At 72.5% G+C, this 24,617-nt stretch carries 27 protein-coding genes and 1 pseudogene; 12 read left to right on the top strand and 16 right to left on the bottom strand.

What is annotated here, in order from left to right; all coding sequences use genetic code 11:
- Nucleotides 1-37 precede the first annotated feature (37 nt).
- The gene (locus AC07DS_RS36770; protein ID WP_479152540.1) at nucleotides 38-451 is read left to right on the top strand and encodes a cupin domain-containing protein; all 414 of its coding nucleotides are present in this window, start codon (nucleotides 38-40) and stop codon (nucleotides 449-451) included.
- Here the strand turns inward: AC07DS_RS36770 and AC07DS_RS36765 are convergent, their stop codons facing one another.
- From AC07DS_RS36765 to AC07DS_RS36750, 4 genes and pseudogenes are all read right to left on the bottom strand, one after another.
- A complete protein-coding gene (locus tag AC07DS_RS36765; RefSeq protein ID WP_479152538.1) occupies nucleotides 452-2,791 on the bottom strand; it encodes an ATP-binding SpoIIE family protein phosphatase in 2,340 nt (779 codons plus the stop codon). It abuts the gene before it with no gap.
- Nucleotides 2,792-2,845: 54 nt separating this feature from the next.
- On the bottom strand, nucleotides 2,846-3,313 hold the full coding sequence (locus tag AC07DS_RS36760; RefSeq protein ID WP_479152536.1) for a peroxiredoxin: 468 nt from the start codon (nucleotides 3,311-3,313) through the stop codon (nucleotides 2,846-2,848).
- Nucleotides 3,310-3,690, bottom strand: coding sequence for a DoxX family protein (locus AC07DS_RS36755; RefSeq protein WP_479152534.1), 381 nt, complete (start codon nucleotides 3,688-3,690; stop codon nucleotides 3,310-3,312). The genes AC07DS_RS36760 and AC07DS_RS36755 overlap by 4 nt, the downstream gene beginning before the upstream one ends.
- Before the next feature lie 235 nt (nucleotides 3,691-3,925).
- Nucleotides 3,926-4,041 (bottom strand): annotated as a pseudogene (locus tag AC07DS_RS36750) (MarR family transcriptional regulator); the annotation flags it as partial.
- Between the two features lie 209 nt (nucleotides 4,042-4,250).
- Here AC07DS_RS36750 and AC07DS_RS36745 point away from each other — a divergent pair.
- Together AC07DS_RS36745 and AC07DS_RS36740 are read left to right on the top strand one after the other, a co-directional pair.
- Nucleotides 4,251-4,790 carry a hypothetical protein gene (locus AC07DS_RS36745; RefSeq protein ID WP_479152532.1) on the top strand — a complete coding sequence of 180 codons (540 nt, stop codon included), beginning with the start codon at nucleotides 4,251-4,253 and terminating at the stop codon, nucleotides 4,788-4,790.
- A 195-nt stretch (nucleotides 4,791-4,985) separates the two neighbouring features.
- The gene (locus AC07DS_RS36740) at nucleotides 4,986-5,744 is read left to right on the top strand and encodes a helix-turn-helix domain-containing protein (protein WP_479152530.1); all 759 of its coding nucleotides are present in this window, start codon (nucleotides 4,986-4,988) and stop codon (nucleotides 5,742-5,744) included.
- A gap of 172 nt (nucleotides 5,745-5,916) precedes the next feature.
- Here the strand turns inward: AC07DS_RS36740 and AC07DS_RS36735 are convergent, their stop codons facing one another.
- The 3 genes from AC07DS_RS36735 to AC07DS_RS36725 all read right to left on the bottom strand — a co-directional run bounded on the left by AC07DS_RS36735 (nucleotide 5,917) and on the right by AC07DS_RS36725 (nucleotide 8,246).
- Complete coding sequence (locus tag AC07DS_RS36735) at nucleotides 5,917-6,867, bottom strand: VOC family protein (protein ID WP_479152528.1); 951 nt, start codon at nucleotides 6,865-6,867, stop codon at nucleotides 5,917-5,919.
- Nucleotides 6,765-7,319 (bottom strand): PrpF domain-containing protein, encoded by a 555-nt coding sequence (locus AC07DS_RS36730; protein ID WP_479152688.1) that lies wholly within the window; start codon nucleotides 7,317-7,319, stop codon nucleotides 6,765-6,767. Before AC07DS_RS36730 ends, AC07DS_RS36735 begins: the two co-directional genes overlap by 103 nt.
- Nucleotides 7,320-7,382: 63 nt before the next feature.
- On the bottom strand, nucleotides 7,383-8,246 hold the full coding sequence (locus tag AC07DS_RS36725) for a LysR family transcriptional regulator (protein WP_336115306.1): 864 nt from the start codon (nucleotides 8,244-8,246) through the stop codon (nucleotides 7,383-7,385).
- A gap of 155 nt (nucleotides 8,247-8,401) precedes the next feature.
- Here AC07DS_RS36725 and AC07DS_RS36720 point away from each other — a divergent pair, with 155 nt between their 5' ends.
- On the top strand, nucleotides 8,402-9,214 hold the full coding sequence (locus AC07DS_RS36720) for an EamA family transporter (RefSeq protein ID WP_479152687.1): 813 nt from the start codon (nucleotides 8,402-8,404) through the stop codon (nucleotides 9,212-9,214).
- A 203-nt stretch (nucleotides 9,215-9,417) separates the two neighbouring features.
- On the opposite strand, the gene AC07DS_RS36715 is transcribed toward AC07DS_RS36720, so the two are convergent.
- Nucleotides 9,418-10,068 carry a TetR/AcrR family transcriptional regulator gene (locus AC07DS_RS36715; RefSeq protein ID WP_479152524.1) on the bottom strand — a complete coding sequence of 217 codons (651 nt, stop codon included), beginning with the start codon at nucleotides 10,066-10,068 and terminating at the stop codon, nucleotides 9,418-9,420.
- Nucleotides 10,069-10,289: 221 nt separating this feature from the next.
- On the opposite strand from AC07DS_RS36715, the gene AC07DS_RS36710 reads away from it, so the two are divergent.
- The 4 genes from AC07DS_RS36710 (at nucleotide 10,290) to hemC (ending at nucleotide 15,104) form a co-directional block, all read left to right on the top strand.
- Entirely contained in the window at nucleotides 10,290-11,762 is a 1,473-nt protein-coding gene (locus AC07DS_RS36710; RefSeq protein ID WP_479152522.1) for an MFS transporter, read from the top strand.
- A gap of 473 nt (nucleotides 11,763-12,235) precedes the next feature.
- On the top strand, nucleotides 12,236-13,213 hold the full coding sequence (locus tag AC07DS_RS36705) for an ATP-dependent DNA ligase (RefSeq protein ID WP_479152685.1): 978 nt from the start codon (nucleotides 12,236-12,238) through the stop codon (nucleotides 13,211-13,213).
- A gap of 106 nt (nucleotides 13,214-13,319) precedes the next feature.
- Nucleotides 13,320-14,096, top strand: coding sequence for an NPP1 family protein (locus tag AC07DS_RS36700; RefSeq protein ID WP_479152520.1), 777 nt, complete (start codon nucleotides 13,320-13,322; stop codon nucleotides 14,094-14,096).
- A 72-nt stretch (nucleotides 14,097-14,168) separates the two neighbouring features.
- On the top strand, nucleotides 14,169-15,104 hold the full coding sequence (hemC, locus tag AC07DS_RS36695; RefSeq protein WP_479152518.1) for a hydroxymethylbilane synthase: 936 nt from the start codon (nucleotides 14,169-14,171) through the stop codon (nucleotides 15,102-15,104).
- Nucleotides 15,105-15,110: 6 nt separating this feature from the next.
- On the opposite strand, the gene AC07DS_RS36690 is transcribed toward hemC, so the two are convergent.
- From AC07DS_RS36690 to AC07DS_RS36675, 4 genes are all read right to left on the bottom strand, one after another.
- Nucleotides 15,111-15,650, bottom strand: a complete 540-nt coding sequence (locus AC07DS_RS36690) for a hypothetical protein (RefSeq protein WP_479152516.1) — start codon at nucleotides 15,648-15,650, stop codon at nucleotides 15,111-15,113.
- 189 nt (nucleotides 15,651-15,839) lie between these two features.
- A complete protein-coding gene (locus AC07DS_RS36685; protein ID WP_385171041.1) occupies nucleotides 15,840-16,697 on the bottom strand; it encodes an ABC transporter permease in 858 nt (285 codons plus the stop codon).
- Entirely contained in the window at nucleotides 16,657-17,496 is an 840-nt protein-coding gene (locus AC07DS_RS36680; RefSeq protein WP_479152514.1) for an ATP-binding cassette domain-containing protein, read from the bottom strand. The genes AC07DS_RS36685 and AC07DS_RS36680 overlap by 41 nt, the downstream gene beginning before the upstream one ends.
- Nucleotides 17,493-17,945, bottom strand: coding sequence for a MarR family winged helix-turn-helix transcriptional regulator (locus AC07DS_RS36675; protein ID WP_479152512.1), 453 nt, complete (start codon nucleotides 17,943-17,945; stop codon nucleotides 17,493-17,495). The genes AC07DS_RS36680 and AC07DS_RS36675 overlap by 4 nt, the downstream gene beginning before the upstream one ends.
- 198 nt (nucleotides 17,946-18,143) lie before the next feature.
- Here AC07DS_RS36675 and AC07DS_RS36670 point away from each other — a divergent pair, with 198 nt between their 5' ends.
- Nucleotides 18,144-18,959, top strand: coding sequence for an RNA polymerase sigma factor SigF (locus tag AC07DS_RS36670; protein ID WP_479152510.1), 816 nt, complete (start codon nucleotides 18,144-18,146; stop codon nucleotides 18,957-18,959).
- 48 nt (nucleotides 18,960-19,007) lie between these two features.
- Here the strand turns inward: AC07DS_RS36670 and AC07DS_RS36665 are convergent, their stop codons facing one another.
- Nucleotides 19,008-19,364 carry an ANTAR domain-containing protein gene (locus AC07DS_RS36665; protein ID WP_479152509.1) on the bottom strand — a complete coding sequence of 119 codons (357 nt, stop codon included), beginning with the start codon at nucleotides 19,362-19,364 and terminating at the stop codon, nucleotides 19,008-19,010.
- Nucleotides 19,365-19,491: 127 nt separating this feature from the next.
- Between AC07DS_RS36665 and AC07DS_RS36660 the strand changes: the two genes are divergently transcribed.
- Nucleotides 19,492-20,301: a VOC family protein gene (locus tag AC07DS_RS36660; protein ID WP_479152508.1), complete on the top strand. Its 810-nt coding sequence runs from the start codon at nucleotides 19,492-19,494 to the stop codon at nucleotides 20,299-20,301.
- Here AC07DS_RS36660 and AC07DS_RS36655 read toward each other — a convergent pair.
- Genes AC07DS_RS36655 through AC07DS_RS36645 form a run of 3 tightly spaced genes read right to left on the bottom strand, consistent with a single transcriptional unit; the run spans nucleotide 20,293 to nucleotide 23,286 of the window.
- Entirely contained in the window at nucleotides 20,293-20,589 is a 297-nt protein-coding gene (locus AC07DS_RS36655) for a hypothetical protein (protein ID WP_479152505.1), read from the bottom strand. The genes AC07DS_RS36660 and AC07DS_RS36655 overlap by 9 nt on opposite strands.
- Before the next feature lie 19 nt (nucleotides 20,590-20,608).
- Nucleotides 20,609-22,750, bottom strand: a complete 2,142-nt coding sequence (gene glgX / locus AC07DS_RS36650; RefSeq protein WP_479152683.1) for a glycogen debranching protein GlgX — start codon at nucleotides 22,748-22,750, stop codon at nucleotides 20,609-20,611.
- Nucleotides 22,751-22,773: 23 nt separating this feature from the next.
- The gene (locus tag AC07DS_RS36645; protein ID WP_479152503.1) at nucleotides 22,774-23,286 is read right to left on the bottom strand and encodes a pep a2; all 513 of its coding nucleotides are present in this window, start codon (nucleotides 23,284-23,286) and stop codon (nucleotides 22,774-22,776) included.
- A 303-nt stretch (nucleotides 23,287-23,589) separates the two neighbouring features.
- Between AC07DS_RS36645 and AC07DS_RS36640 the strand changes: the two genes are divergently transcribed.
- Nucleotides 23,590-23,889: a DUF5133 domain-containing protein gene (locus AC07DS_RS36640; protein WP_479152501.1), complete on the top strand. Its 300-nt coding sequence runs from the start codon at nucleotides 23,590-23,592 to the stop codon at nucleotides 23,887-23,889.
- Between the two features lie 108 nt (nucleotides 23,890-23,997).
- A partial coding sequence (locus AC07DS_RS36635) for a maltotransferase domain-containing protein (protein WP_479152498.1) occupies nucleotides 23,998-24,617 on the top strand: 620 nt, incomplete at its 3' end.

Here is a 24,617-nt window from a genome sequence, read left to right as displayed (position 1 = left end):
TCACGGCGGTACCCCCTCGCGTCCATGGAGGCTCCGCATGCGCACCGCACTCCGCCTGGCCGCCACCGTCATGACCTGCAGCACCGCAGGGGCGACCCCGCCGGGTCCCGGGGTGACGGCCCGGATCCTCAGCCAGACCACCATCGGCGGCACCGACTACACCCTGCAGGAGATCACGGTCCCGCCCGGTCAGAGCACCGGATGGCACTACCACGACGGTCCGTTGTACGGCTTCGTGAAGCAGGGCACCCTCAGCCACTTCGACCACACCTGCGCCTCGGACGGCGTCTACCGGAAGGGCTCGACGATCCAGGAGCCGGCCGGCCCGGACCACGTCCACCTCGGCCGCAACCTGGGTGACACCCCGCTCGTCCTCGATGTGCTCTACGTGCTGCCGCACGGCGCCCCGTTCTCGCAGGACGCGCCGAACCCAGGCTGCCGGTTCCAGTGATCAGGCGTCGGGCAGCGGCTGTTCCGCCCAGATGGTCTTGCCGCTGCCCGTCTGCCGGCTGCCCCAGCGCTGGGTGAGCTGGGCCACCAGCAGCAGTCCGCGGCCGCCCTCGTCGTAGGCGTGCGCCCGGCGCAGGTGCGGCGAGGTGGAACTGCCGTCGGAGACCTCGCAGATGAGCGCGCGGTCGCGGATCAGGCGCAGTTTGATGGGCGGTTCGCCGTAGCGGATGGCGTTGGTGACGAGTTCGCTGACGACGAGTTCGGTGACGAAGGCGGCCTCCTCCAGTCCCCAGGCGGCCAGTCGCTCGGTGGCCGCCTGCCGGAAGCCGGCCACATGGGCCGGGTCGGGTGGTACGTCCCAGGTGGCCACGCGGTCGCCGCCGAGGGCGCGGGTGCGGACGACGAGGAGGGCGACGTCGTCGGTGGGATGTTCGGGCATGACGGCCTCGAGGACGTTGTCGCTGAGCTCCTCGAGGGAGTCGGCGGGTGCGCCGAGGGCGCGGCGCAGTTCGTCGGTGGCGCGGTCGAAGTCCCGGTCGCGGTCCTCGATCAGTCCGTCGGTGTAGAGGGCGACGACCGAGCCCTCGGGCAGTTCGAGCTCCGTCGCCTCGAAGGGCAGCCCGCCGACCCCGAGGGGCGGTCCGGCGGTCATGGGGACGAACTCGGGGATGTCTCCCGGCAGGACGACGGCGGGGGCCGGGTGGCCGGCGGCCGCCATGCACAGATGGCGGGAGACGGGGTCGTAGACGGCGTACAGGCAGGTGGCGCCGAGTTCGGCGACCTCCTCGCCGCTCTCGTCGGAGGCCAGGTGGGTGACCAGGTCGTCGAGGTGGGTGAGGAGTTCGTCCGGGGGCAGGTCGACATCGGCGAGGGTGCGGACGGCCGTGCGCAGCCGGCCCATGGTGGCCGAGGACCGGATGCCGTGGCCGACCACGTCGCCGACGACCAGCGCGACCCGGCTGCCGGAGAGCGGGATCACGTCGAACCAGTCGCCGCCGATGCCGGCCAGCGACCCGGAGGGCAGATAGCGGTGGGCGACGTCGACCGCGGCCTGTCCGGGCAGTCCCCTGGGCAGCAGGCTGTGCTGGAGGGCGTGGGCGGTGCTGCGTTCGCGCGCGAAGCGGCGGGCGTTGTCGACGCAGACGGCGGCGCGGCTGCCCAGCTCCTCGGCGAAGACGGCGTCGTCGGGGCCGTAGTCGTCCGGGTGGGCCATCCGGATGCACACCGCGACGCCCAGGCCGGTGCCACGGGCGCGGAGCGGCACCGCGATCATGGAGTGGACGCCCTGCCGGTGGGGGCGGCCGTCGGGCGAACGCTCGTTGCGCTCGGCGAGCCACTGGACGAAGTCGGGCTCACCGGCGTGGGCGACCACGGCACGGCCCTCGCGCAGCGCCCGGGCGGGCGGCGAGGACGGCTGGTAGACGTGCGTGTCGCCGACCTTCACGGCCGCACCGGGGCTGCCTTCCCGGGTGGAGCCGTGGGCGACGCGGCGCAGCTCGACACCGCCGTCCGGGATCGCCGGCGGCTCGTCCGCGCCGAGGACCCAGTCGAGCAGGTCGACGCTGGCGAAGTCGGCGTACTGCGGGACCAGGAGTTCGACCATCTCCTCGGCGGTGCGCACCACGTCGAGGGTGGTGCCGATGGCGGTGGTCGCCTCGTTCAGCAGGGCGAGCCGACGGCGGGCCCAGTACTGATCGCTGCTGTCGAACGCCGACAGCGCGACGGCGGTCGGCTCGCCGGAGTGGTCCCGCAGGGGCCACATCTCGATGCTCCAGGCGTGCTCGCGGTTCAGGGCCGGGGCGCTGGTGAAGCTCTCGTAGCGCAGCGGCCGGCCGGTCTCGGCGACCTCGCGCAGATGCCCCAGAAACCCCCGGCTGTGCTCGGAGTCCGCCACGGTCTCCAGGTAGAACCGGCCGACCAGCGCCTCCGCCGGTACGCCCATCACCTGGCAGGCGACGTCGTTGACGCGCAGATAGCGCTGCCGGAGGTCGAACACCGACATGGACATCGAGGCCTGCTGGAAGGCCTGGGCCGCCAGCGCGGCACCGGCCGGGACGGGCGGGTCGACGGTAACCACGTATCCGGTGGGCGCGCCGTCGGGGCCGACGAGCGGACAGCCGGTCAGGGCCAGCTCGACCCGGTGTCCGTCACGGTGTCGCAGGGCGAGGGTCCCCGTGTGCGCGGCGAGGGCGCCGGAAGGAACGTCCTCGGCGAGCAGGTCGGTCGCCGGCCGGCCGACGACCTCCTGCGCCGTGCGGCCCGTGAGCAGTCGTGCGCCCTCGCTCCACCCCGCCACCCTGCCCTGGGCATCGATGATCGCCGCGGCCGCGACACGCTCCATATGCCCAAGGATGATCCGATTGCTCCAGGGCATCAAGCGCGGCAGCGGCGCGCTTCAGCCCCTGTGGGCGCGCAGTGCGGACAGGGCCCGGTCGGCGTGTGTGTTCATCCGCAGCTCGCTGCGGACGATCTCCAGGACCGAGCGGTCCTCGGCGATGACGAAGGTGACCCGTTTGGTGGGCGCGAGCGTGAAGCCCCGCTTGACCCCGAACCGCTCGCGGACCGCTCCGTCGGCGTCGGAGAGCAGCGGCATGCCGAGGGTGTGCCGGCCGGCGAACTCCTGTTGCCGTTCGACGCTGTCGCCACTGATTCCGACCGGATGGGCACCGGCGGCGGCGAATTCCGCGGCGAGGTCGCGGAAGTGGCAGGCCTCGGCGGTGCAGCCGGGCGTCAGGGCGGCGGGATAGAAGAAGAGGACCACCGGGCCCTCGGCCAGCAGCTCGGTGAGCCGCCGGGTGGCGCCGGTCTCGTCCTGCAGGGCGAAGTCCTCGACCTTGTCCCCGACCTCGATGCGCTCGCTCACGACCGTCCCTCTCCGTTCCTTGCCACACTGCGGGCCCACAGCACGAGGGGCACCTGGAGGGGCAGCCGGGCCAGTGCCGCGTTCCGTTGCGGTGCGGGCCGGTGCCGCCAGTCGACGGCCATCTTCACGTTGGCGGGGAACACCCCGACGAAGAAGACGGCGGCCGCCTTCGCGGCGGCGGCGCGGGTACGGGGCGATGCCAGCCCGGCCGCCAGCGCCAGCTCCACGACCCCACTGCCGTACGTCCATGCCCTGGGCGAGCCCGGCAGCACCTTCGGAATCGTGGCGTCGAACTGCCGCGGGGCGGCGAAGTGGGCGACCCCGACCGTGGCCAGCAGACCGGCCAGCAGCAGGGGTGAGCGTTCGAACCGGGGCACGGCTCCTCCTCTGGTGTCCTGCCGCCGGATATTACTCGACGGTAGACCCTGGGGCCGTTGCTTCGGCGTGAACAGATGGGGCGGCCGCTGAGGGAGGAACGGCCGGGACCGTCGATCCGGGCGGAACGGCCGCGGCCACCGCCGTCACCCCGTCGCCGCGCGGCCGTCGGTCTCCTGACCCGGCTCGTCGCCCGCCGCGCAGGCGAGGAAGGCGTCGGCCATGCGACGGAACAGCCCGGCCGGCGTCGGTGAGCTCGATCCGCCGGCCCGGCGGCCGTCGGGGCCGGGGACCCGGCTGACGCACCCGGACCGCTGCAGCTGCTGCACGGTCCGCGTCACATGGGCCCGGTCCGGCGTCCGGACGTCCACGGGGACGTGCAGGACGGTGGAACACCTCCCGGCACGGGACCGGACGGGCCGGGACACGGGGCGGTGCCCGTCCCCGGAGACGTCCCCGGCGTCCCAAGGGACGCGGGAACGGCATCCTGACGGCCCGTCACGGCAACGCTGACTGTTGTGATCACGCTTCGTGGTCATGAGAACGACAGCCGGAGGTTTCCATGATCCGACGGACCCTCAAGAGCGGGGTACTGGCCACGGTCGCGGTGCTCGCACTCCTGCCCACGGCGGCCGGGGCCGCCTCGGCGAGCACGACCGCCGCTCCGCGCCCGGTGCCCAGTGTCGCGGCCCAGTACACCGCCCACCACGCGAAGCAGCGCACGCACCACACCAAGCACCGCCGCCACCACACCAAGCGCACCGTCCGCCGCGTCCACCACCGTCGGTACCGCACGCGTCACATGCACCACTTCGCCGCCATGGGCACGGCGCGGGCGGTCGCGCAGGGCATGTCGTACCGCCGCACCCTGCCCGCCCTCGGCCGGGTCTCCACGCACGGCGCCCGGCTGAACGTCCGGTCCGGCCCTGGCACCTACTACCGCGTGATCGGACACCGGCACACGCACCGGCTGCTCACGCTCAGCTGCAGGACGTACGGCTCCTGGGTGCACGGCAACCACGTCTGGTACCGCCTCCCGCACCACCGGGGCTATGTCTCCGCCCGCTACGTCCGCACCGGACGCACCGTCGCGTGGTGCTGACGACCACTCACGTACGCACCGCCTGACCGTCGAAGGCCTGCTCGGGAACCCCCGTCTCCCGAACAGGCCTTCGGCGTGCACATGCCTCACCGTCCTCATACCTCGGCCGGTGTTGCGGATGCCGATCTCCTGGGAAGCCATTGCGACAACAGGGGTGAAAGCACCCATAGCGGAATGGGAGTCGAGGGACGCACGATGCGGCATCCCCAAGGATCGGCCGAGCCGGACGAGCCACTGGTGGTGAGACTGCGCGAACTGAAGCACGGTACAGGGCTGAGCCTGGCGGCACTGGCCGCGCGCACCCCGTACAGCAAGTCGGCCTGGCACCGCTATCTGACCGGCGGCAAACGGCCTCCACGGGCCGCGGTGGAAGCGCTGAGCCGGCTGGCCGGCGCCGATCCCGAAGCCGTACTGGCCCTGTGGGAGGCGGCCGAGGAGCCACCCGCACCGAGTCCGCCCGAGCAGGCGGGCCGGGCCCGCTCCCGATGGCTTCCGCTGTCGGCGCTCGCGCTGCTCGGCACGGCCGCAGCGGTGGTCGCCGCGATCACCGTCTCCGGCCGGCAGGGTTCCCCCACCCCCGCCGCACAGCCCCTGCTGACCGCACCCCGCTGCCACGCCCGCTCCTGTCAGGGCCAGTTGCCCGACGCGTCGGTGTGCGCCCGGGACGCGCAGACCACGAGCACGGTGTCCGGCACCGACTACGACGTCCGGCTGCGCTACTCCCCCGCCTGTGGCACCGCGTGGTCGGAGGTGCGGGTGCGCACACCGAGGGCACGGGAGGTCTCGGTGCGGGCGGGGCAGGACGTGATGTCGGCGAGCTATCCGGCGGACAACTCCGCCGAGGACACCAGCCCGATGCTCGCCGTCCGCTCGCCCAAGGGCGTGGAGGCCTGCGCCGAGGTGGACGGGAAGCTGGCGTGCACGGGTGTGGACGTGGAGCCGCCCGGCGAGTGAGGCGACGACGGTGCCGCACCCTGGATCCGGGTGCGGCACCGTGCGGGTCACCGGGCGGTGACGAGCTGATGCTCCGTGCCGCTGCGCTGCGGCCCGCGGGCCGAACGCAGGGCCGCGAGGCCGATGAAGACCATCGGCGAGGAGCTCAGGTCGCGACTCCGGGTGTCGGCGGTCAGCCCACCGGCGGTGTGCCATGGGTGTGGAAGGACTCGATCGTCTTCGGCCCCCAGGCCTGTCCCTGGGCCCGCTCGGCCTCGGTCCAGGTGATGAGCGGCCAGTCCGGGGCCAGCACGAGCCGGGTGAGCGGGTTGCACAGCTCGACGCGGTTGCCGCCGGGCTCGTAGACGCAGAGGAAGAACGTCTGCTGGACGGCGTGCTTGTGCGGGCCGGTCTCGATGAAGACGCCGGTGTCGATCGCGAGGTCGGCGGCGCGCAGGATGTCCTCGCGGGTGTCGGTCGCGAAGGCGATGTGGTGCAGCCGGCCGGTCGAACCGGTCCGGTCCTCCGTGTACACGACGTCGTACGACTTGTTCGTGAAGGTCAGCCAACGGGCCGCGATCCGCCCGGTGTCGAGCCGGATCTGCTCGGTGGGCCGGGCGCCGAGCACGTGTTCCTGGAACTCGGCGGCGGCGAGCACGTCGGCGGCGAGGAAGTTGACGTGGTCGAGCCGCCGCACCCCCACGCCCCGGTTGGGCTTGGCCTGCGGCTGGTTCTTCAGCGCCGGCTTCAGCTCGTCGGGGGCCTGGTAGTGCTCACTCTCCCAGTACAGGGCGTGTTCGTGTCCGTCCGGGTCGGTCGTGACGTACAGCGCGCCGAGGCCGGGTTCGTCCTCGGCCCAGCGTCCCTTGCCGCCCGCCGCCTCGATCGCCCTGATACGGCGGTGGAGGGCCTCCTCACCGGAGGTGCGCAGCGCGAGCCGGCCGAGGCCGGGCCGGTCCCGGGCGGTGAGGACGAGGCTGTGGTGCTCGTAGTCGTCGAACGTGCGCAGATAGACGGTGTCGCCGTCCTCACCGTTGACCGTCAGCCCCAGGTACTCGGTGAAGAAGGCGACACTGGCGTCCAGGTCCGGGGTGAACAGCTCGACATGGCCGATATGGGCGATGTCACCGAGCGGCGGAGCCATCGTTGCCTCCAAGGGGGCTGTACGGGTGCAGGGGCGGCGGCACGCGGGAAGACGATGCCGTCGATGATCTTTCGGGCGGTGCGGACGACGGCGGTACGACGCGCCGTGGGCGGGGAGGCGGACGGGCCGGCGGCCGTCTCGACGTCCGGGAAGCCGGTGGGGTGCTCGATGCGGACCCGGTCGCCCCGCCCGGGCGGCCGGGCAATCCCCTCCCCCGCCCCGCCGGGCGGTCGCAGCCCGGCCGCCACGCTCGCGGCACCGAGGACGCCGATGGAGGTGTGGCAGCGGACGGGGATGAAGGTGCGGGTGGTGACCGCGCCGCCGTGGCGGGGCGGGGCAAGCGGAGTGAGCTTGGGGACGGTGGCGGTCTCCACATCGCCGAGCCCCAACAGCCGCCCGGCCTCCAGCCGGATCTCGTGGAGGCGGCCGGCAAGCGCCAGGTCCTCCTCCAGGTCCTCCGGTTCCTCGTATCCGGTGACCTTCAGCGCGGCCGCCGGGATGAGACTGCCGCCGCCTCAGCCCGCCCGGTACAGCTCGGTGAGCAGTTCGCGCACGGCCCGGTGGGCGGGGTGCGGATCGTCCCGCCACCAGGCGAGGCGCACGGCCACGGGTTCGGCGTCACGCACCGGCCGGTAGACGATGCCTGGCCTCGGGTACTGGTTCGCGGTGGACTCGGCCGTCACGCCGATGCCGCGTCCGGCGGCGATGACCGTGAGCCAGTCGTCCACGTCGTGCGTCTCCTGCACGGCCGGCCGGGCGTCCGGCGGCCACAGCTCCGGCGTGGCCGTGCCGGTGCGGCGGTCGATGAAGAGCGTGCGCCCGGCGATGTCGGCGAGCCGGACCGAGCGGCGCCTGGCGAGGGGGTCGTCGGCGGCCAGCGCACACAGGCGCCGTTCCAGCCCGACGATGGCGGAGTCGAAGCGCCGGTCGTCCAGCGGCCTGCGGACGACCGCGAGATCACAGACACCCTCGGCCAGCCCGGCGGACGGGGAGTTGACGCGCACCAGGTGCAGGTCGGTCCCGGCGTGCGTGGCGGTCCAGCGCCGCTGGAAGGCCACGGTGTGGCGGCCGAGCGCAGACCAGGCGTATCCGATCCGCACCCGCTCGTGTCCCGAGGTGGCCTCCAGGACCAGTTCGGTCACGTCCGCGAGCACCCGCCGTGCCTGCGCCACCACGCGCAGCCCGGTCGCGGTCGGGGTCACCGCGCGCGAGGTGCGCCTGAGCAGCCGTACCCCCAGGGCCCGTTCGAGCGAGGCGAGGGTGCGGGAGACGGCGGCCTGGGAGACGCCGAGGGCGATGGCCGCGTCGGTGAAGGTGCCCTCGTCGACGATGGCCACGAGACAGCGGAGCTGGCGCAGCTCGATATCCGCTTCATGCATACGGTAAGCGTATAGATGAGCCTGAGCATGCATTTTGCGTAAGCATCCTGGCGGCGCACCATCCAGGCATGCCTCAAGCTCTCGAACGCCCTGCCGCCGCGACCGGGCCCACCACCGCGTCCGGCTCCGCGCCGCAGGCCCGGCAGCTTGCCGGAGTGGCCACCATGTTCGGCAGCGGCCTGTCCAACCAGACCGGCGCGGCCATCGGGGCGCTGGCCTTCCCCGTGCTCGGCCCCGTCGGCGTGGTCGCGACGCGCCAGTACGTCGCCGCACTGGTCCTGCTGGCTGTCGCCCGGCCGCGGCTCCGGTCCTTCAGCCGGCGCCAGTGGTGGCCGGTGCTCCTGCTGGCGGGGGTCTTCGGCACGATGAACCTCACGCTGTACAGCGCGGTCGACCGGATCGGCCTGGGGCTGGCGGTGACCCTTGAGTTCCTCGGCCCGCTCGCCGTCGCCCTGGCCGCGTCCCGGCGCCGGCTGGACGCGGCGTGCGCGGTGCTGGCGGCGGGCGGGGTCGTGGTCCTGATGCGTCCGCAGCCCTCGACCGACTACGTGGGCATGGGTCTCGGCCTGGTGGCGGCCTGCTGCTGGGCCTCGTACATCCTGCTCAACCAGCTCGTCGGCCGTCGCATCCCCGGCGCCCAGGGTGCGGCCGCCGCCGCGGGCGTGTCGGCACTGGCCTTCCTGCCGGTCGGCATCGTCGTCGCCCTGCGGCACACGCCCACGGCCGGGGCCGTGCTGTGCGCCGTGGCCGCCGGGGTGCTCTCCTCGGCCGTGCCGTACCTCGCCGACCTGTTCACCCTGCGAACCGTGCCCACGCAGACCTTCGGACTCTTCATGAGCGTCAATCCGGTGCTCGCGGCCGTGGTCGGCTGGATCGTCCTCGGCCAGGGGCTCGGCGCGCCGGACTGGGCGGGGATCGGCGCGGTCGTCGCCGCGAACGCGACCAGCATGCTGACGGCGCGACACTGACGCTCGTCCCGGTGGGCCGGGATGTGGGCCGGCCCACCGCTCGGCCTCGTACCCGTGGTCACTCGCCGACTCGTCGAGCACCACGAGCGCTTCGCGAAGCTCATCAGCCACCAGGTCCCGTTCTCCGCGGCCGACAGGGCCTTCGAACTGGCGCGCGCCGGGGGCCGCGGAGAAGGTCGTGGTGACCTTCGACGTGTGACGGGTCAGCGGGCGCGGGTGACCGGCGCCAGCCACAGCCCCACGATCGCGTCGGCGAGCCCGGTGGCGAACTCGCTCCAGGTGGCGCGCGGGGTCGGGGCGCCCTCGGCGAGGGCCCGCTCCCGCTCCGCGCAGGTGTGCAGAATGAGCGTCCTCACCATCTGGCCGCGTTCGGCGCGGACCTCGGCGGGCAGCTCCGGCAGGGCCTGGTTCAGATGGCCGATCGCCTCGCGCAGCGCCGGCGAGGCCAGGGACTCCTCGACCATGATCTCGTGCAGCGCCGGGTCGGTCATCACCTGGGCACAGAACCGGGCGTACCAGGTGGGGCTGCCGAGGCCGGCCAGGTGCTCGGTCACCGGGCGCACCAGGCAGTCGACCCAGTCACGCACGTCACAGGAGCCCTCGGCGGTCGCCAGCGCCCGTTCCCGCAGCACCTCGATGGGCGCGGCGTGCCGGCGGGCCACCGCGCGGACCAGGTCGGCCTTGGTGCCGAAGTGGTAGCCGACCGCCGCGTTGTTGCCCTGGCCCGCGGCCTCGCTGACCTGGCGGTTGGACACAGCGTACACGCCGTGCTCGGCGAACAGCCGCTCCGCCGCGGTCAGGATCGCCTCCCGCGTCGCACCGACCTGCTCCGCCCGCGCCGTCCTGCGCGCCATGCTCACCACCGCTCCGGGACTGCGCACCGCCCTGGGGCGGCCAGTCCCCCGCACCGCCTCAGGTCCTCGACCGGGGCGGCGAGGTCCAGCCAGGGAAGCCTACGGGGCGTGCCGCGCCCGCGGCCGACAGGCCCGCTCCGGACCGCCCTTTCATGACGCTAAAGTAAGTCAAGCAGTTGACTTAAAAAGTGTCCCGCTCCCTGCGGAAGGTCCCGTCTCCCATGTCCGACGCCCCCGTCCGGCCCGCCGAGGCCGGCAGATCAACCCCGTCACGCTCGAACGCCGTGGTCGCGGTGCTCGCCCTGGCCGGCATCACCGTGTCGCTGATGCAGACCCTGGTGATTCCGATCGTCCCGGAACTTCCCGTCTATCTGCACGCCTCGGCGTCGAACGCGGCCTGGGCGGTCACGGCGACGCTGCTGGCCGCCGCCGTCGCCACTCCGGTGGCCGGCCGGCTCGGCGACATGTTCGGCAAGCGGCGCCTGCTGCTGGTGAGCCTGGTGCTGCTGGTGGCCGGCTCGGTGGGCTGCGCGCTCAGCGACGCCCTGGTCCCGATGGTCGTCGGCCGTGCCCTGCAGGGTCTCGCGGCCGCCGTGGTGCCGCTGGGCATCAGCATCATGCGCGACGAGCTGCCGCCGGAGCGGCTGGCCGGCTCGACCGCGCTGATGAGCGCCTCGCTCGGCGTCGGTGGTGCCCTCGGTCTGCCCGCCGCCGCCTTCATCGCCGACCACTTCGACTGGCACGTGCTGTTCTGGACCTCGGCCACGCTCGGCGTCGTCGCGTTCGCGCTGGTGCTGACCCTGGTGCCGGAGTCCCGTGTGCGCACCGGCGGCCGCTTCGACCTCGTCGGGGCGCTCGGCATGGCGGTCGGGCTGGTCTCGCTGCTGCTCGCCATCTCCAAGGGCGCCGACTGGGGCTGGGGCAGCGGCACCACGCTGGGCCTGTTCGCCCTCGCGGTCGTGGTCCTGTCGGCCTTCGGCCTCTTCGAACTGCGTACGGCGCAGCCGCTGGTGGACCTGCGCACCACAGTCCGCCGCCAGGTGCTGTTCACCAACCTGGCCTCCATCGCGTTCGGCTTCTCGATGTTCGCGATGTCCCTGGTCCTGCCGCAGCTGCTGCAGTTGCCCACGCAGACCGGCTACGGCCTGGGCAGGTCCATGCTGACCGTGGGCCTGGTGATGGCTCCGCAGGGCCTGGTGATGATGGCCACGGCGCCCGTCTCCGCCGTGATCACCAAGTCGCGTGGTCCGAAGGTCACGCTGATGATCGGCGCGGTCGTCGTGGCGGCCGGATACGGCCTCAACATCGTGCTGATGAGCGAGGTCTGGCACCTGGTCCTGGTGTCCTGCGTCATCGGGGCGGGCGTGGGCTTCGCCTACGGCGCCATGCCGGCCCTGATCATGGGCGCGGTGCCGGCGTCGGAGACGGCCGCCGCCAACAGCCTCAACACCCTGATGCGGTCCATCGGCACCTCGGTGGCCAGCGCGGTCGCGGGTGTGATCCTCTCGCAGATGACGATCGGTCCGGGCGGCCACGCGCTGCCGTCCGAGAACGGCTTCAAGGCCGTCATGGCGATCGGCGCGGGCGCCGCCGCCCTGGCCTTCGTGCTCGCCTCCTTCCTCCCCCGCCACCGCCCCTCGGGCATGGCCGGGGCCCCGGCGCAGGCGGAGCCGTCGGCCGAGGCGGTGGGCTAGGAAGCGCGAGCGTCCCTCCGGTGGAGCGGCGACCGTGCCTGACGTGGCGGGACCGTCCGGCCGCGGTCACGGAGCGACGGCCTGCCGGAGGGCTGGGCGGGTCGCGGGCGGCGGCCCGCCCGGGCTCTGCGACGACCATGGCCGGCCGGCCCCGTCGGGAGTGCGATCGAGGTGGATTCGCCGTGCGTGTGGTGTTCGCCGGGGACGACGCGCCGTTGCGTGAGGGTCCGGTGCCGCTGCTCCGCACTGTCGGGCACGAGGTGGCCGCGGTGGTCGGCAGTGGTCCGAAGACCCCGTCGGCTCGCCCAGCTGCAGCACGCGTGAGCAGCGCGGGACCGTCCCCAACTCGTTCTGCCGGCCCACCAGTCGGCGCCGGCGGCACCGAGGCGGCCGGACGGGCCCGTTCAGGGGAACCCGCGGCGAAAGGCGCGTGAGGGTGCCGGGTGCGGTCGACACCTTCTGCCGTGACCGCCGTGACCCTGCCGTTGATTCCGCCGATGCTCGCCACCCCGGGCAGGCTGCCGCCGGCCGCCCAGGACCAACGGTGGGCGTACGAGACCAAGCAGGACGGTCAGCGGGTGATGGTCTACCTGCCCGGCGACGGCGGCGTGCTGCTGCGCGCGAGGTCCGGTGAGGAGATCACCGGCGCCTACCCCGAACTCCGGCCGCTCGGCGGCGCCCTGGGCAGCGCTGCCGCCGTCCTGGACGGCGAGGTGCTGGCCCTGGACGAGCAGGGGCGGGCGGACTTCCAGTTGCTGCAGAGCCGGATGGGCCTCGCCCACTCCCCCGCGCGGGCGGCCCGCCGGGCCGCCCGGGTACCGGTCCATCTGGTGCTGTTCGACGTGCCCTACCTGGAGCGCCCGTTGCTCGGGGTCCCTTACGCCGAGCGGCGGGCGCGGCTGGAGGAGCTGGGCCTGGCGGGGCCGTACTGGTCGACGCCCGCCGCGGTGACCGGGCACGGTGCCGAGGCACTCCGGGCGACCCGGGAGCACGGTCTCGAAGGGCTGGTGTGCAAGCGGCTGGACTCGGCGTACGAGCCCGGGGTGCGCTCCCGCGCCTGGGTCAAGATCCGCAACATGCGCAGCGAGGACGTGATCGTCGGTGGCTGGCTGCCGGGCAAGGGGCGGCTGACCGGGCTGCCGGGCGCGGTGCTGGTCGGCCAGCGGGCGGGCGGGCGGCTGCGTTACGTGGGCGGGGTGGGCACCGGCTGGAGCGAGGCGGAGCGGAGGGAGCTGGCGGCGCTGCTGCGGGCCGCCGCCGGCATCGAGTGCCCCTTCGACCCGGTGCCGCGGATCCCGGACGCCCACTGGGTGCTGCCCCGGCTGGTCGGCGAGGTCAGCTACAGCACCCGGACCCGGGCCGGGCTGCTGCGCCAGCCGTCGTGGCTGCGGCTGCGCCCCGACCTCACCCCGGAGGAGTCGTCGGCGGACGTCCCGGAGGACGGACGGTAGGCGTTCCGCGGGGCTGCACTCGTGGGACGCGTGTGACCTCTTGGCTGCACGGCTTCCGCCCGGGATGCTGAACTCCCTTGCTCCCCACCGCTGTTGGAGGACCCTCGTGCCGTCACTCACATCCCGTGCCCGGCGTGGCAGATGGTTCGGCGTGCTCGCCGGCGCCGCCGCTCTCGTCGTCGCCTTCCCGGCCGCCGCCTTCGCCGCGCCGCCGCTCGCGCTGCCCGCGAACGCCGAGCCCGCCGAGCTGGCGTACCAGCCGGCCTTCGACTACGACACCGACGGCTGCTACCCGACGCCCGCGATCGGCCCCGACGGCACGATCAACGGCGGCCTGAAGCCGACGGGCGCCCTCAACGGCAGCTGCCACGACGCCTCCGACCTGGCCAACACCAACAGCTACTCGCGCCACAAGTGCAACAACGGCTGGTGCGCCTACCTGTACGGCCTGTACTTCGAGAAGGACCAGGCGCTCCCCGGCAGCAGCATCGGCGGGCACCGGCACGACTGGGAGCACGTGGTGGTGTGGGTGCAGGACGGGCAGGTGCGGTACGTGTCGACGTCCAACCACGGCTCGTTCACCGTGCACCCGGCCTCCGAGGTCCGCTTCGAGGGCGGCCACCCGAAGGTCGTGTACCACAAGGACGGCATCGGCACGCACTGCTTCCGGCTGGCCAACACGAACGACGAGCCGCCGGAGAACCACAGGCACAGCTGGCAGTACCCGCCGCTGGTCGGCTGGAACGGCTATCCGGCAGGCCTGCGCGACAAGCTGAGCGCCTACGACTTCGGCAGTGCCCACTTCGGTCTGAAGGACGCGAGTTTCTCCTCCCACCTGGCCTCGGCCAAGCCGTCCGGCATCCCCTTCGACCCGAACGCCTGACCCGCTCTCGAACATCTTGTTCTCGGTGGGGACATGACGGGGCATGGCACCCGAGGGTCTATCGTGTCCCCCATGTCCGTCCCGGAACTGATCCGCATCGTGTCCCGCGACTCACCGATGGCTCTCGCCCAAGTCGAGCGCGTGCGCGCCGAGTTGGGCGTGCTGCATCCGGGGGTGCGCACCGAGGTCGTGCCCGTGAGGACCACGGGTGACAAGTGGCTCGGTGACCTGTCCAAGGTCGAGGGCAAGGGGGCGTTCACCAAGGAGGTGGACGCGGCCCTGCTGGCCGGCGAGGCCGACCTCGCGGTGCACTGCGTCAAGGATGTGCCCGCCGACCGGCCACTGCCCGCCGGCACGGTGTTCGCCGCGTTCCTGAAGCGGGACGACATCCGGGACGCGCTGGTGCACCCGGGCGGGCTCACTCTCGACGAGCTCCCGGCCGGCACCCGGATCGGCACCTCATCGGTGCGCCGGATCGCGCAACTGGCCGCCGCGCACCCGCACCTGGAGTGCGTGCCGTTCCGCGGGAACGCCAACCGCCGGCTGGAGAAGCTGGCCGCCGGCGAGGCGGACGCGCTGCTGCTCGCGGTGTCCGGCCTGGAGCGGATCGGCCGGCAGGACGTGATCAGCGAGGTGCTGTCACCGGAGGCGATGATGCCGCCGATCGGCGCGGGCATCCTCGCCCTGCAGTGCCGGGAGGGCGACACCGAGCTGATCGACGCGGTGAGCGGGCTCGGCGACCCGGCCACGCACCGGGAGGCCACGGCCGAGCGGATGTTCCTGCATGTGCTCCAGGGACACTGCAACAGCCCGATCGCCGGCTACGCACACCTGGACCGCGGTGGTGAACTCTCCCTGCGGGCCTGCGTGTTCACCCCGGACGGCAAGACAAGGCTGAACGCCCACGAGTGGGCGGGCCGGCTGGACGCGGCCACGCTCGGCACCTCGGTCGCGGTGGCGCTGCTGCGGCAGGGGGCACGGGAGATCATCGACGGCATCCCGCACTGACCCGGGTCAGGCGGTGCCGGGCTCCTTCTGGTCCTTCACCGTCTGGTCCTTCAGGAAGGCGCTGACCTGGTGCGCCAGGCTGCCCTGCCCGGTGCCCACGGAGGCGGCCGCCGTCGTCGCCTCCAGGATGCCGATGCCGCCCGCCCACAGCCGGCGGTCGGCCCACTCCTCGTCCACCCGCAGCTGGACCTGTACGTCCACGTGGGTGAGGGCTGCCTCCGGGGCGGCCGCGTAGAGCACGGCGGTGGCCCGGCGCAGCGGGTAGACGTCGAAGCCCTCGATGAACTGGGAGTTGCGCCAGTCGATGAACGCGCTCTCGCCGTCCGGGCCGACCCGGACGTCCATCTGGCCGTCCTCGAGATGGATCCCGTAGTGCCGCGCACCTCGGTTCTCGACCGTCACCCGGACACTGAAGTACGTCAGCCCGGCCGCGGCGTCGTCACGTCCGCGCGGCGGCTCGGCCGCCTCCAGGCGGTGGACGCGGACCCGCAGACCGGCATGCTCGTCGTACTCGTGCCAGTCCCCGACCACGTTCGGCTCGTACACAGTGCCCCTCTCGACCTCGGAGAGCTGCTGTCTATCTGTGTGCTCAGCGCACTGTCAAATGAGCAGAATGCGCTGTGGCCAGGGGGTTCGCCCGCTTTGATCGGTGATCAAGCGCTGCCCAGGAAGAATCCCGTCACGGGGGCCTGGGGCGGGGTGCGGCCGCGTGCCGTATTTCACTCCGCGGCAAGATCAGCGGGCCAGCCGGCCGAGCAGTGAGGAAGCCGCGGCGATGCCCAGGGCGGCGGCCACCGCCAGGACGCCGAAGTCGGCGGCGAGGTGGGCGGGCGTGCCCAGCAGCAGGCCACGCAGGGCGTCGACCTGGTAACTGAGCGGATTGGCCTTGCTGACAGCCTGGAGCCAGCCCGGCATCACCGAGACGGGGTACAGGGCGTTGGAGCCGAAGAACAGCGGCATCGTGATCGCCTGCCCGAAGCCCATCAGCCGGTCGCGGCTGAGGACGATGCCCGCGATGGTCATCGACAGGCACGAGAAGAACGCGGAGGCGAGGACCACGGCCGCGGCGACACCGAGCAGCTTCAGAGGGTTCCAGGTGAGGGCCACACCGAGCACGGCGGCGATGAGAACGACCACGACGGCCTGGATCAGCGACTTCACTCCGGCCGCGAACGCCTTGCCGGTGATCAGCGCCGAGCGCGGGGTCGGTGTGACCAGGAGCTTGTTCAGGATGCCCGCGTCGCGCTCCCAGATGATCTGTATGCCGTAGAAGATGGCGATGAACATCGCGGACTGGGCGATGATGCCGGGCGCCAGGTAGTCGATGTAGGGGATGCCGCCGGTGGGTATCGCGTGGATCCGGGTGAAGGTCTGGCCGAAGATCAGCAGCCACAGGGCGGGCTGGACGGCGCGCGTGTACAGCTCGGTGCGGTCGTGGCGCAGCTTCTGCAGTTCGACGGCGCACATCGCGGCGACCCGGGCGGGCAGCAGCCGCCAGCCCGCGCGGGGCCTGGGCGGGGTGAGCAGCAGGGCGGTGCCGGCGACGGTGGGATCAGCCGACGCGGTGCGCGGTGCGGCGGGTGCTTCGGACATCGCGGAAACCTCCTCCGGAGTCGAGGCCGCTGCCGGCGACGTCCCGGAAGACGTCCTCCAGCGTGGGCACGGCGTCCGTGCCCCGGCGTTCGGCGAGGCCCCGGCGCAGCTCGGCCGGGGTGCCCAGGGCGCGGACACGGCCGCGGTGCATCAGGCCGACCCGGTCGCAGTACTGGTCGGCCTCGTCCATGTAGTGGGTGGTGACCAGGACGGTCATGCCGGTGGCGGCGCGTACGGCGTTGATGTGCTCCCAGACGCCGGTGCGGGCGATCGGGTCCAGGCCGATGGTGGGCTCGTCCAGGATCAGCAGCCGGGGCGCGCTGACCAGGGCCTGGGCGAGTTCGAGGCGGCGGACCATGCCGCCGGAGTAGGTGCCGGCGAGCCGGTCGGCGGCTCCGGCGAGCCCGACGGCGGCCAGGGCCTGGGCGACACGCTCGCCGCGCTCGCGGCGCGGCACGTCGAAGACCCGGGCGAACAGGGCGACGTTCTCCCGTCCGGTGAGCCCGCTGTCGGCGGACAGCTGCTGCGGGACGTAGCCGAGGAGCCGGCGTACCGCCATGCGTTCCCTGGCGACGTCGTGCCCGAAGACCCGGACCATGCCGGCCGGCACCGGGAGGAGTGTGGTGATGCAGCGGATCGCGGAGGTCTTTCCGGCGCCGTTGGGCCCGAGCAGTCCGAACACCTCACCCTCACGGACGGCCAGGTCGAGTTCGTCGACCGCCCTGGTGTCCCCGAAGGCGTAGCAGAGACGGGTGCAGGCGACGGCTTCGGCGGGCGGGGCGGGGGTGTCGCTCGTCATGTCTCCTCGGCCTCCTCGTGCAGGGTGACGGCCAGCTTGCGCAGCGCCGGCAGGGCCGCGCGCAGGGCCTCCCGGTCGGCCTCGTCCAGCCGGGCGACGTGCCGGCCGATCAGTTCGGCCCGGCGGCGCTGCCAGTCCCCGAGCCGCTGCTCGGCGGCCTCGGTGAGCAGCAGGCGGGCGGCCCGCCGGTCGGCGGGGTCCGTCTCACGGATCAGATAGCCGTCCCGGACGAGATGGTTGACCAGCGTCGACACGGAGTTGCCCGCCAGGTGCAGGGCCCGGGCGGCCTCCGAGATGCCGATGCCGGGCCGGCTCTCGACCAGGCGCAGCAGCTCCACCTCGGCGCCGCGCAGCCGTGGCAGGGTCAGCCCGCCGCGCAGCCTGCGCCGGATCAGTCGCTGGATCCGTACGAGTGCGTCGGCCAGCTCCTCGGGGAAACCGGATTCCACTCCTGAAGATTATCTCTGTTTCAGAGGTATCGCGCCTCAAGGAGGCGGGCAAGAGCGGGCGGCCGGGAGCGACCCCCGCACACCTCGCGCCCGATATCACCCGAATTGTTTGATCTATCCATCAGCGGGAATCCGCACAACAGTGCTTCGGACAGGAGGCACGCCCGGATCCAGCAACCGCTGAGGGAAGTGCGCGCGATGCCTGTCACCGGCAGCACGAAGCCTCACCCCCATGACGACGCCCCTGACACGGCCGAGTCCTTCGAGCGGCTCGCGCGGCTGCCGGACGGTGCCGAGCGCCAGGCGCTCCGGGACGAGCTGGTCCGGCTCTGGCTTCCCATGGCCGAGCGGATCGCCGTACGGTTCCGGGGCCGCGGGGAGTCCCTGGAGGACCTGTACCAGGTGGCCGCCCTCGGCCTGGTGAAGGCCGTCGACCACTACGACCCGGCCCGTGGCCGCGCCTTCGAGGCGTACGCGGTGCCCACGGTCACCGGTGAGATAAAGCGCCACTTCCGCGACCACATGTGGACGCTGCACGTACCGCGCCGGGTGCAGGACCTGCGCAACCGGGTCCGCGGCGCCCTCAAGGAACTGGCCCAGACCACGGCCGGCCGAGCGCCCACCGTCGCCGAGATAGCCGCGCACACGAAGCTCAGCGAGGCCGAGGTGCACGCCGGCATGGAGGCCCTGGAGTGCTTCTCGGCCCTGTCGCTGGACGCCGAGGTGTCCGGGACGGAGGGGTACGCGCTCGGTGACTCGCTCGGCGAGGCGGACCCCGGCTTCGACCTCGTGGTCGACCGCGCCTCGGTCAAGCCGTGTCTCCAGGCGCTGCCCGAGCGGGAGCGGATCATCCTCTACCTGCGGTTCTTCGACGGGATGACGCAGAGCCGGATCGCCCAGCAGCTGGGTATCTCCCAGATGCACGTCTCCCGGCTGCTGAGCGGCTGCTTCGAGCGACTGCGGGAGGAACTGCTCGCGGAGGCGTCGGCCGAGCACCTGGCGGAGGCCGGCTGAGCACCCGGCCGAGGCCGGCGCGGCACCTCACGGACGCGGGCCGGGCCCTCAGTCCTCCACGCTGCCGGGGCTCTCCTCCGTGCCGGCCGGGATGGCCTCGGCGGTCCCGGGGATCTGGACGGGCCCGTGCCGGTCCAGGGCGTCCTCCAGCGCGGCCCGGAGCGCGGGCGGTATGTCGCCCCGGCGACCCCAGACGAGGATCAGTTCCGCGATGTTGCGCAGCTTGATGTTGGTGTGCTGGGAGACGTCCTTCAGCACCTCCCACCCCTGGTCGGGTGTCACCCGACCGAGGGCGACCATCATCCCGATGGCCTGGTCGATGACAGCGTGGGAGGCCACGGCCTCCTTCAACTGGTCCACTTCGGCCTGCAGCTCGGCGATCCGGTCGGGTTCCGTCTCTCCCATGCCTCCATCGTGCTCACCCGCCTGGCCCCCCGCCACCGGGGTACTCGACAGGCACCGCACCCGGTTCCGGTTGGACACTGGTGCCAGACCGGTGGGCGCCGGACCCCGAGACCAGGACGCGACTTCCATGAAACATGACACGCCTGCCAGCGGTGGACCGAGGACGAGGGACATCATCTCCACGCACTCCGTCTTCGGTTCCCCGTGCTGGGTGAGCCTGACCAGCCGCGACCTGGCGGCCACCCAGGAGTTCTACTCCGCGCTGCTCGGCTGGCGGTGGCGCGGCGCCAAGCTCGGCGAGCACTTCCGGATCGCGCTGGCCGACGGTGTGCCGGTCGCCGGGATCGCCGCGGTCGCCGCCATGTGGCAGATGGCGGTGGCCTGGACCCCGTACTTCGCCGTGCCGGACGCGGACGAGGCGGTGTCGCGGGCCCGGGAGCGCGGCGGTACGGCGGCCGTGGGGCCCCTGTCCTTCCCACCGGGACGGGCAGCGCTGCTCGCGGACCGGGACGGGGCCACCTTCGGGATCTGGGAGGGCGAGCTGGTCGGCAACTGGGAGGCCTGGCGGCGGGCCGCCCCGACCTTCATCCGGCTGCACACCCGCAACGCCTTCGACTCCGCGCTCTTCTACGGCGAGATCCTCGACTGGGCCTCCGGCAAACCGGGCTGCTGCGAGGTCGAGTACGAGGGCGGCGAGGTGGTGCTGCGCAGCCGGGGTGATGTGGTGGCGCGCATCGACTCGGGCGCGGCGGAGTCGGCCCCGGACCCCTCCGTACGGCCGCACTGGCAGATCCACTTCGCGGTGGCCGACGTGGCGGGCTGCGCACGGACCGCCGAGAAGCACGGCGGCAGCGTCCTGAGCGAGCGGGAGGACGAGGCGATCCTCCGGGACCCGGACGGCGCCCAGTTCACGGTCACGTCCCGCCGCTCACGCTGAGCGGACTCGGCGGACCGGTCCGACCCGACCGGTCCAGGCGTCCGGCTCCGGGGAGGCGGCCCAGGTCACTTCGACGCCGGCGTCTTCGGCGAGGTCCCTGACCAGCTCGACGGCAGCGGCCTGCGCCACTTCGGCCGCCGCCGCCACCGGCACTCCGTCGAGGCGTCCGCAGAGCATCCCGCCGTCCGCGGTACCGATGCTGTGACGCCAGCCGTCCGCTGCCGCCGGCAGGACGATGCTCTCGGGTACGCCGACGAGCGGCCTCTGCCTTCCGCGCCGTTTCGCCATACGGCCATCCAACAGCATGTCACCGGCGACGAGCCCTCTTGGCCCCTCCCCCGCCGCGCGACGTCCTCGAGAGCACGATCAGGCTCCGGGACTCCACGCGGAGCCGGGTGCCCGCCTTGCGTTCGCGTTCGTCGGAGGTGCCGTCCGGTTCGGCGGTGTCGATCAGGGTCGTCCAGCGCTCGCCGTAGGACTCGTCGGGGAGGCGGAAGTCGACGGGCTCCCAGTAGCCGTTCAGGAGCAGCAGGAAGGAGTCGTCGCGCACGCGCCCGCCGTGGGGGTCGCGTTCGGCGATCGCGTCGCCGTTGAGGAACACGCCGACCGAGTGGGCGTCCTCGCGCTGCCAGTCCCGGGCGGTCATCTCGCGCGCGTCGGGCCGCAGCCACATCAGGTCGGGCAGCGGCTGCTCGGCGTTGGTCGCGGTCTCGCCGCGGAAGAAGCGGCGCCTGCGCAGCACGGGATGCTCGGCGCGCAGGTTGATGACGTACCGGGTGAAGTCCGTGAGGCTGAGCTGCTCGTCCGTCAACTTCCAGTCGACCCAGGAGACTTCGTTGTCCTGACAGTAGGCGTTGTTGTTGCCGCGCTGGGTGCGGCCGAGCTCGTCGCCATGGCTGAGCATCGGTATGCCCTGGGACAGCAGCAGGGTGGCGAGGAAGTTGCGCTGCTGGCGGGCCCGGAGTTCGAGGACCGCCGGGTCGTCCGTGTCGCCCTCGGCACCGCAGTTCCAGGAACGGTTCGCGCTCTCGCCGTCCCGGTTGCCCTCGCCGTTGGCCTCGTTGTGCTTGTCGTTGTACGACACGAGGTCGCGGAGGGTGAAACCGTCGTGTGCCGTCACGAAGTTGACGCTCGCCCGCGGCCGGCGACGGCTGTGCTGGTACAGGTCGGAGGAGCCGGTCAGCCGGGAGGCGAACTCGCCGAGCGAGCCGGGTTCCGCCCGCCAGAAGTCCCGTACGGCGTCCCGGTAGCGGCCGTTCCACTCCGACCACAGCGGCGGGAAGTTGCCCACCTGGTAGCCGCCCTCCCCCACGTCCCAGGGTTCGGCGATGAGCTTGACACGGCTGATCACCGGGTCCTGCTGGATCAGGTCGAAGAACGCCGAGAGCCGGTCCACCTCGTGGAACTGCCGGGCCAGGGTCGCCGCAAGGTCGAAGCGGAAGCCGTCGACGTGCATCTCGGTGACCCAGTAACGCAGCGAGTCCATGATCAGCTGCAGCACGTAGGGGTGCCGCATCAGCAGGCTGTTGCCGGTGCCGGTGGTGTCGTAGTAGTGCCCCCAGTCGCCGTCGACCAGGCGGTAGTAGGAGGCGTTGTCGATGCCCCGGAGAGACAGGGTGGGGCCCATCTCGTTGCCCTCGGCGGTGTGGTTGTAGACCACGTCGAGGATGACCTCGAGGCCGGCCGCGTGCAGGGCCTTCACCATCGCCTTGAACTCGTCGACCTGCTGGCCCCGGCTGCCGAAGGCGGCGTAGGCGTTGTGCGGGGCGAAGAAGCCGACGGTGTTGTAGCCCCAGTAGTTGGCGAGGCCGCGGTCCTGCAGCACACCGTCCTGGACGAACTGGTGGACCGGCATCAGCTCCACCGCGGTGACGCCGAGCGAGGTCAGGTGGTCCAGGACCGAAGGGTGCGCGAGACCCGCGTAGGTGCCGCGCAGCCGCTCGGGGACGTCCGGGTGGGTGCGGGTCAGGCCCCGCACGTGGGCCTCGTAGACGACGGAGTCGGCGTACGCGTGCGACGGCGGGCGGTCGGCGCCCCAGTCGAAGTACGGGTCGGTGACCACGCCCAGCATCGAGTGGCCGGCGCTGTCGCCGGGAGAAGGGCCGTCCGCCGCGCGCTCGTAGAGCGAGGCGTGGTTGTCGATCTGGCCGTCCACCGCCCGCGCGTACGGGTCGAGCAGCAGCTTCGCCGGGTTGCAGCGGTGGCCGAGGTCCGGCTGCCAGGGGCCGTGCACGCGGTAGCCGTAGCGCTGCCCCGGGCCGACGCCTGGCAGGTACGCGTGCCAGACGAACCCGTCGACCTCGCTCAGGGGGATGCGGCGCTCGGTGCCGGCTTCGTCTACCAGGATCAGCTCGACGCGCTCGGCGACCTCGCTGAACAGTGCGAAGTTGGTGCCCTGCCCGTCGAAGGCGGCGCCCAACGGGTAGGGGTGCCCGCTCCAGACGGGCACCCCTTTCCGGGACTTCCGTGCCGTCACCGGGCGCCCTCCAGGACGCCGTCCACGGCGTTCGCCGGGGCGGCCAGGGCGAGCACCTGGAGCTCCCGGGGCACCTGGAGCCCCTGGTTGAGGCTCGGCGCCGGAGCGGTCGGGACCAGCGGGACCCGCTCGCCGGCGCGTGCCCGCTGCGAGAACCAGATGATCTTGGCGCCGCCCTCCGAGGCACAGCAGCCCCAGCCGTCGCTCATGGCGGCGATGTCCGCCAGGCAGGCCCGCAGGTCCTGGTCCGGGCGCAGGTCACGGTCGTCGCCGCCGACGGCCGTGATGAGATGCTGGCCGTTCCACCACATCTCGATCGACGTGTCCTTGTCCGAGGCGTGCTCGTCGATCGCATGCAGCAGCAGTTCGGCACCGTGACAGACGGGAACCACGAGGTTCTCGAGGTCCCAGTAGCGGAGATGGGCGGCCAGAATGCGGCTGACCTGTCCCACCCTTTCCGGGCTGACTTCCACGTCCAGGTGGTAGTAGCAGGGCACTGCGGTCTTCATCGTCGCTTGCTCCTCACCCGCGAAGCTCCCGCTCCCCGTGCCGGCGTCCGGGAGAGTCCCGGACACCGAGCGTGAGCGCCGATCGCTTCTGAGTCACCTCCACAGTGGGGTCACTACGCCATTCGTGCAACACGAGCCTCTCGAACGGCGGATGGTTGAAGATCCAACAGGACGTTGCGTGGCCGTACGTGCACCATGAGTGAAAGCCTCGATCGCCGTAACGGTGCCGTGCCCTCCCCTGCGCGGACACCACCCGACCGTCGGGAACGCGCCCAGTCGAGAGCGTGGAAGGTGAAGAGGGTCATGCTGCTACCCGCCAAGGCCGAAGTGGCCCGGCAGTTGCGGCGTTACCGGGCATGGGAGCGCGTGATGCTCGCCAAGCCCCACGACCGCACGGTCCGGGCCACTTTCGAGGACTCGGGCTACACCTTGTGCGTGCTGATGGGAAAGCGCTGCGCCCGGGAGGCAGCGGACGCGGCGGAGCGCTATCTGCGCTCCAGCCTGGCCGGCTATCTGCGCGACCAGGACGGGCGGCCCCAGCCGGGGCGGGGGGCCCGGAGGGCACCACCACCGGAGCGGCGTTCCACGGCGCCAAGCCCCTGACGTGGCACCGTACTCGGCAATCCCCACGGGGCGGCAGCAGCCGAACCGTTTCTCGGATCGCGAAGCCGGGCCTCGGGCCCGGCTTCGCGCACGGCGGAGGTGAGATCCATGCGCAGGACCCCGGCCATCGGCCGTGTACCGGTACGTGACGTACGGCCGGCCGTGGAGTGCGGCAAGCGCCCGGCGAAGGCGGTGACCGGAGAGACGTTCCAGGTCACGGCCACCGTGTTCCGCGAGGGGCACGACGCGATCGGCGCGAACGTCGTCCTGCGCGATCCGGCGGGCCGCCGTGGCCCCTGGACCCCGATGCGCGAACTGTCCCCCGGCAGCGACCTGTGGGGCGCGGAGGTCACCCCGGACGCCACCGGTCGCTGGACCTTCCGCGTCGAGGCGTGGAGCCATCCGCTGGCGACCTGGCGGCACACCGCCTCCGTCAAGATCCCGGCGGGCATCGACACCGGCCTGGTCCTGGAGGAGGGCGCCGACCTCTACGAGCGTGCGGCCGCGGGAGTGCCCAAGGGAGCGCAGCGGGACCTGGTCCTGGCCGCGGCGCGGGCTCTCGGAGACGACACCACGTCGGTGCACCACCGCCTGAAGGCCGTGTTGTCACCCGAGGTGGAGGCGGTGCTGTCCCGGTATCCGTTGCGGGAGTTGGTGACCGCGTCGGACGCGATGCCGCTGCTGGTGGAGCGGGAGCGGGCCCTGTTCGGTTCGTGGTACGAGTTCTT

It is taken from the genome of Streptomyces sp. NPDC044064, assembly GCF_056434245.1.
This window is presented reverse-complemented; position numbering and strand designations above follow the sequence as displayed.

Bases quoted from the DNA above. Each gene is read 5' to 3' on its own strand.
- AC07DS_RS36770 (WP_479152540.1), top strand. From the start codon at position 38: ATGCGCACCGCACTCCGCCTGGCCGCCACCGTCATGACCTGCAGCACC.
- AC07DS_RS36765 (WP_479152538.1), bottom strand. From the start codon at position 2,791: ATGGAGCGTGTCGCGGCCGCGGCGATCATCGATGCCCAGGGCAGGGTG.
- AC07DS_RS36745 (WP_479152532.1), top strand. From the start codon at position 4,251: ATGATCCGACGGACCCTCAAGAGCGGGGTACTGGCCACGGTCGCGGTG.
- AC07DS_RS36740 (WP_479152530.1), top strand. From the start codon at position 4,986: ATGCGGCATCCCCAAGGATCGGCCGAGCCGGACGAGCCACTGGTGGTG.
- AC07DS_RS36735 (WP_479152528.1), bottom strand. From the start codon at position 6,867: ATGGCTCCGCCGCTCGGTGACATCGCCCATATCGGCCATGTCGAGCTG.
- AC07DS_RS36725 (WP_336115306.1), bottom strand. From the start codon at position 8,246: ATGCATGAAGCGGATATCGAGCTGCGCCAGCTCCGCTGTCTCGTGGCC.
- AC07DS_RS36715 (WP_479152524.1), bottom strand. From the start codon at position 10,068: ATGGCGCGCAGGACGGCGCGGGCGGAGCAGGTCGGTGCGACGCGGGAG.
- AC07DS_RS36710 (WP_479152522.1), top strand. From the start codon at position 10,290: ATGTCCGACGCCCCCGTCCGGCCCGCCGAGGCCGGCAGATCAACCCCG.
- hemC (WP_479152518.1), top strand. From the start codon at position 14,169: ATGTCCGTCCCGGAACTGATCCGCATCGTGTCCCGCGACTCACCGATG.
- AC07DS_RS36685 (WP_385171041.1), bottom strand. From the start codon at position 16,697: ATGTCCGAAGCACCCGCCGCACCGCGCACCGCGTCGGCTGATCCCACC.
- AC07DS_RS36680 (WP_479152514.1), bottom strand. From the start codon at position 17,496: ATGACGAGCGACACCCCCGCCCCGCCCGCCGAAGCCGTCGCCTGCACC.
- AC07DS_RS36670 (WP_479152510.1), top strand. From the start codon at position 18,144: ATGCCTGTCACCGGCAGCACGAAGCCTCACCCCCATGACGACGCCCCT.
- AC07DS_RS36665 (WP_479152509.1), bottom strand. From the start codon at position 19,364: ATGGGAGAGACGGAACCCGACCGGATCGCCGAGCTGCAGGCCGAAGTG.
- AC07DS_RS36660 (WP_479152508.1), top strand. From the start codon at position 19,492: ATGAAACATGACACGCCTGCCAGCGGTGGACCGAGGACGAGGGACATC.
- AC07DS_RS36655 (WP_479152505.1), bottom strand. From the start codon at position 20,589: ATGGCGAAACGGCGCGGAAGGCAGAGGCCGCTCGTCGGCGTACCCGAG.
- AC07DS_RS36645 (WP_479152503.1), bottom strand. From the start codon at position 23,286: ATGAAGACCGCAGTGCCCTGCTACTACCACCTGGACGTGGAAGTCAGC.
- AC07DS_RS36640 (WP_479152501.1), top strand. From the start codon at position 23,590: ATGCTGCTACCCGCCAAGGCCGAAGTGGCCCGGCAGTTGCGGCGTTAC.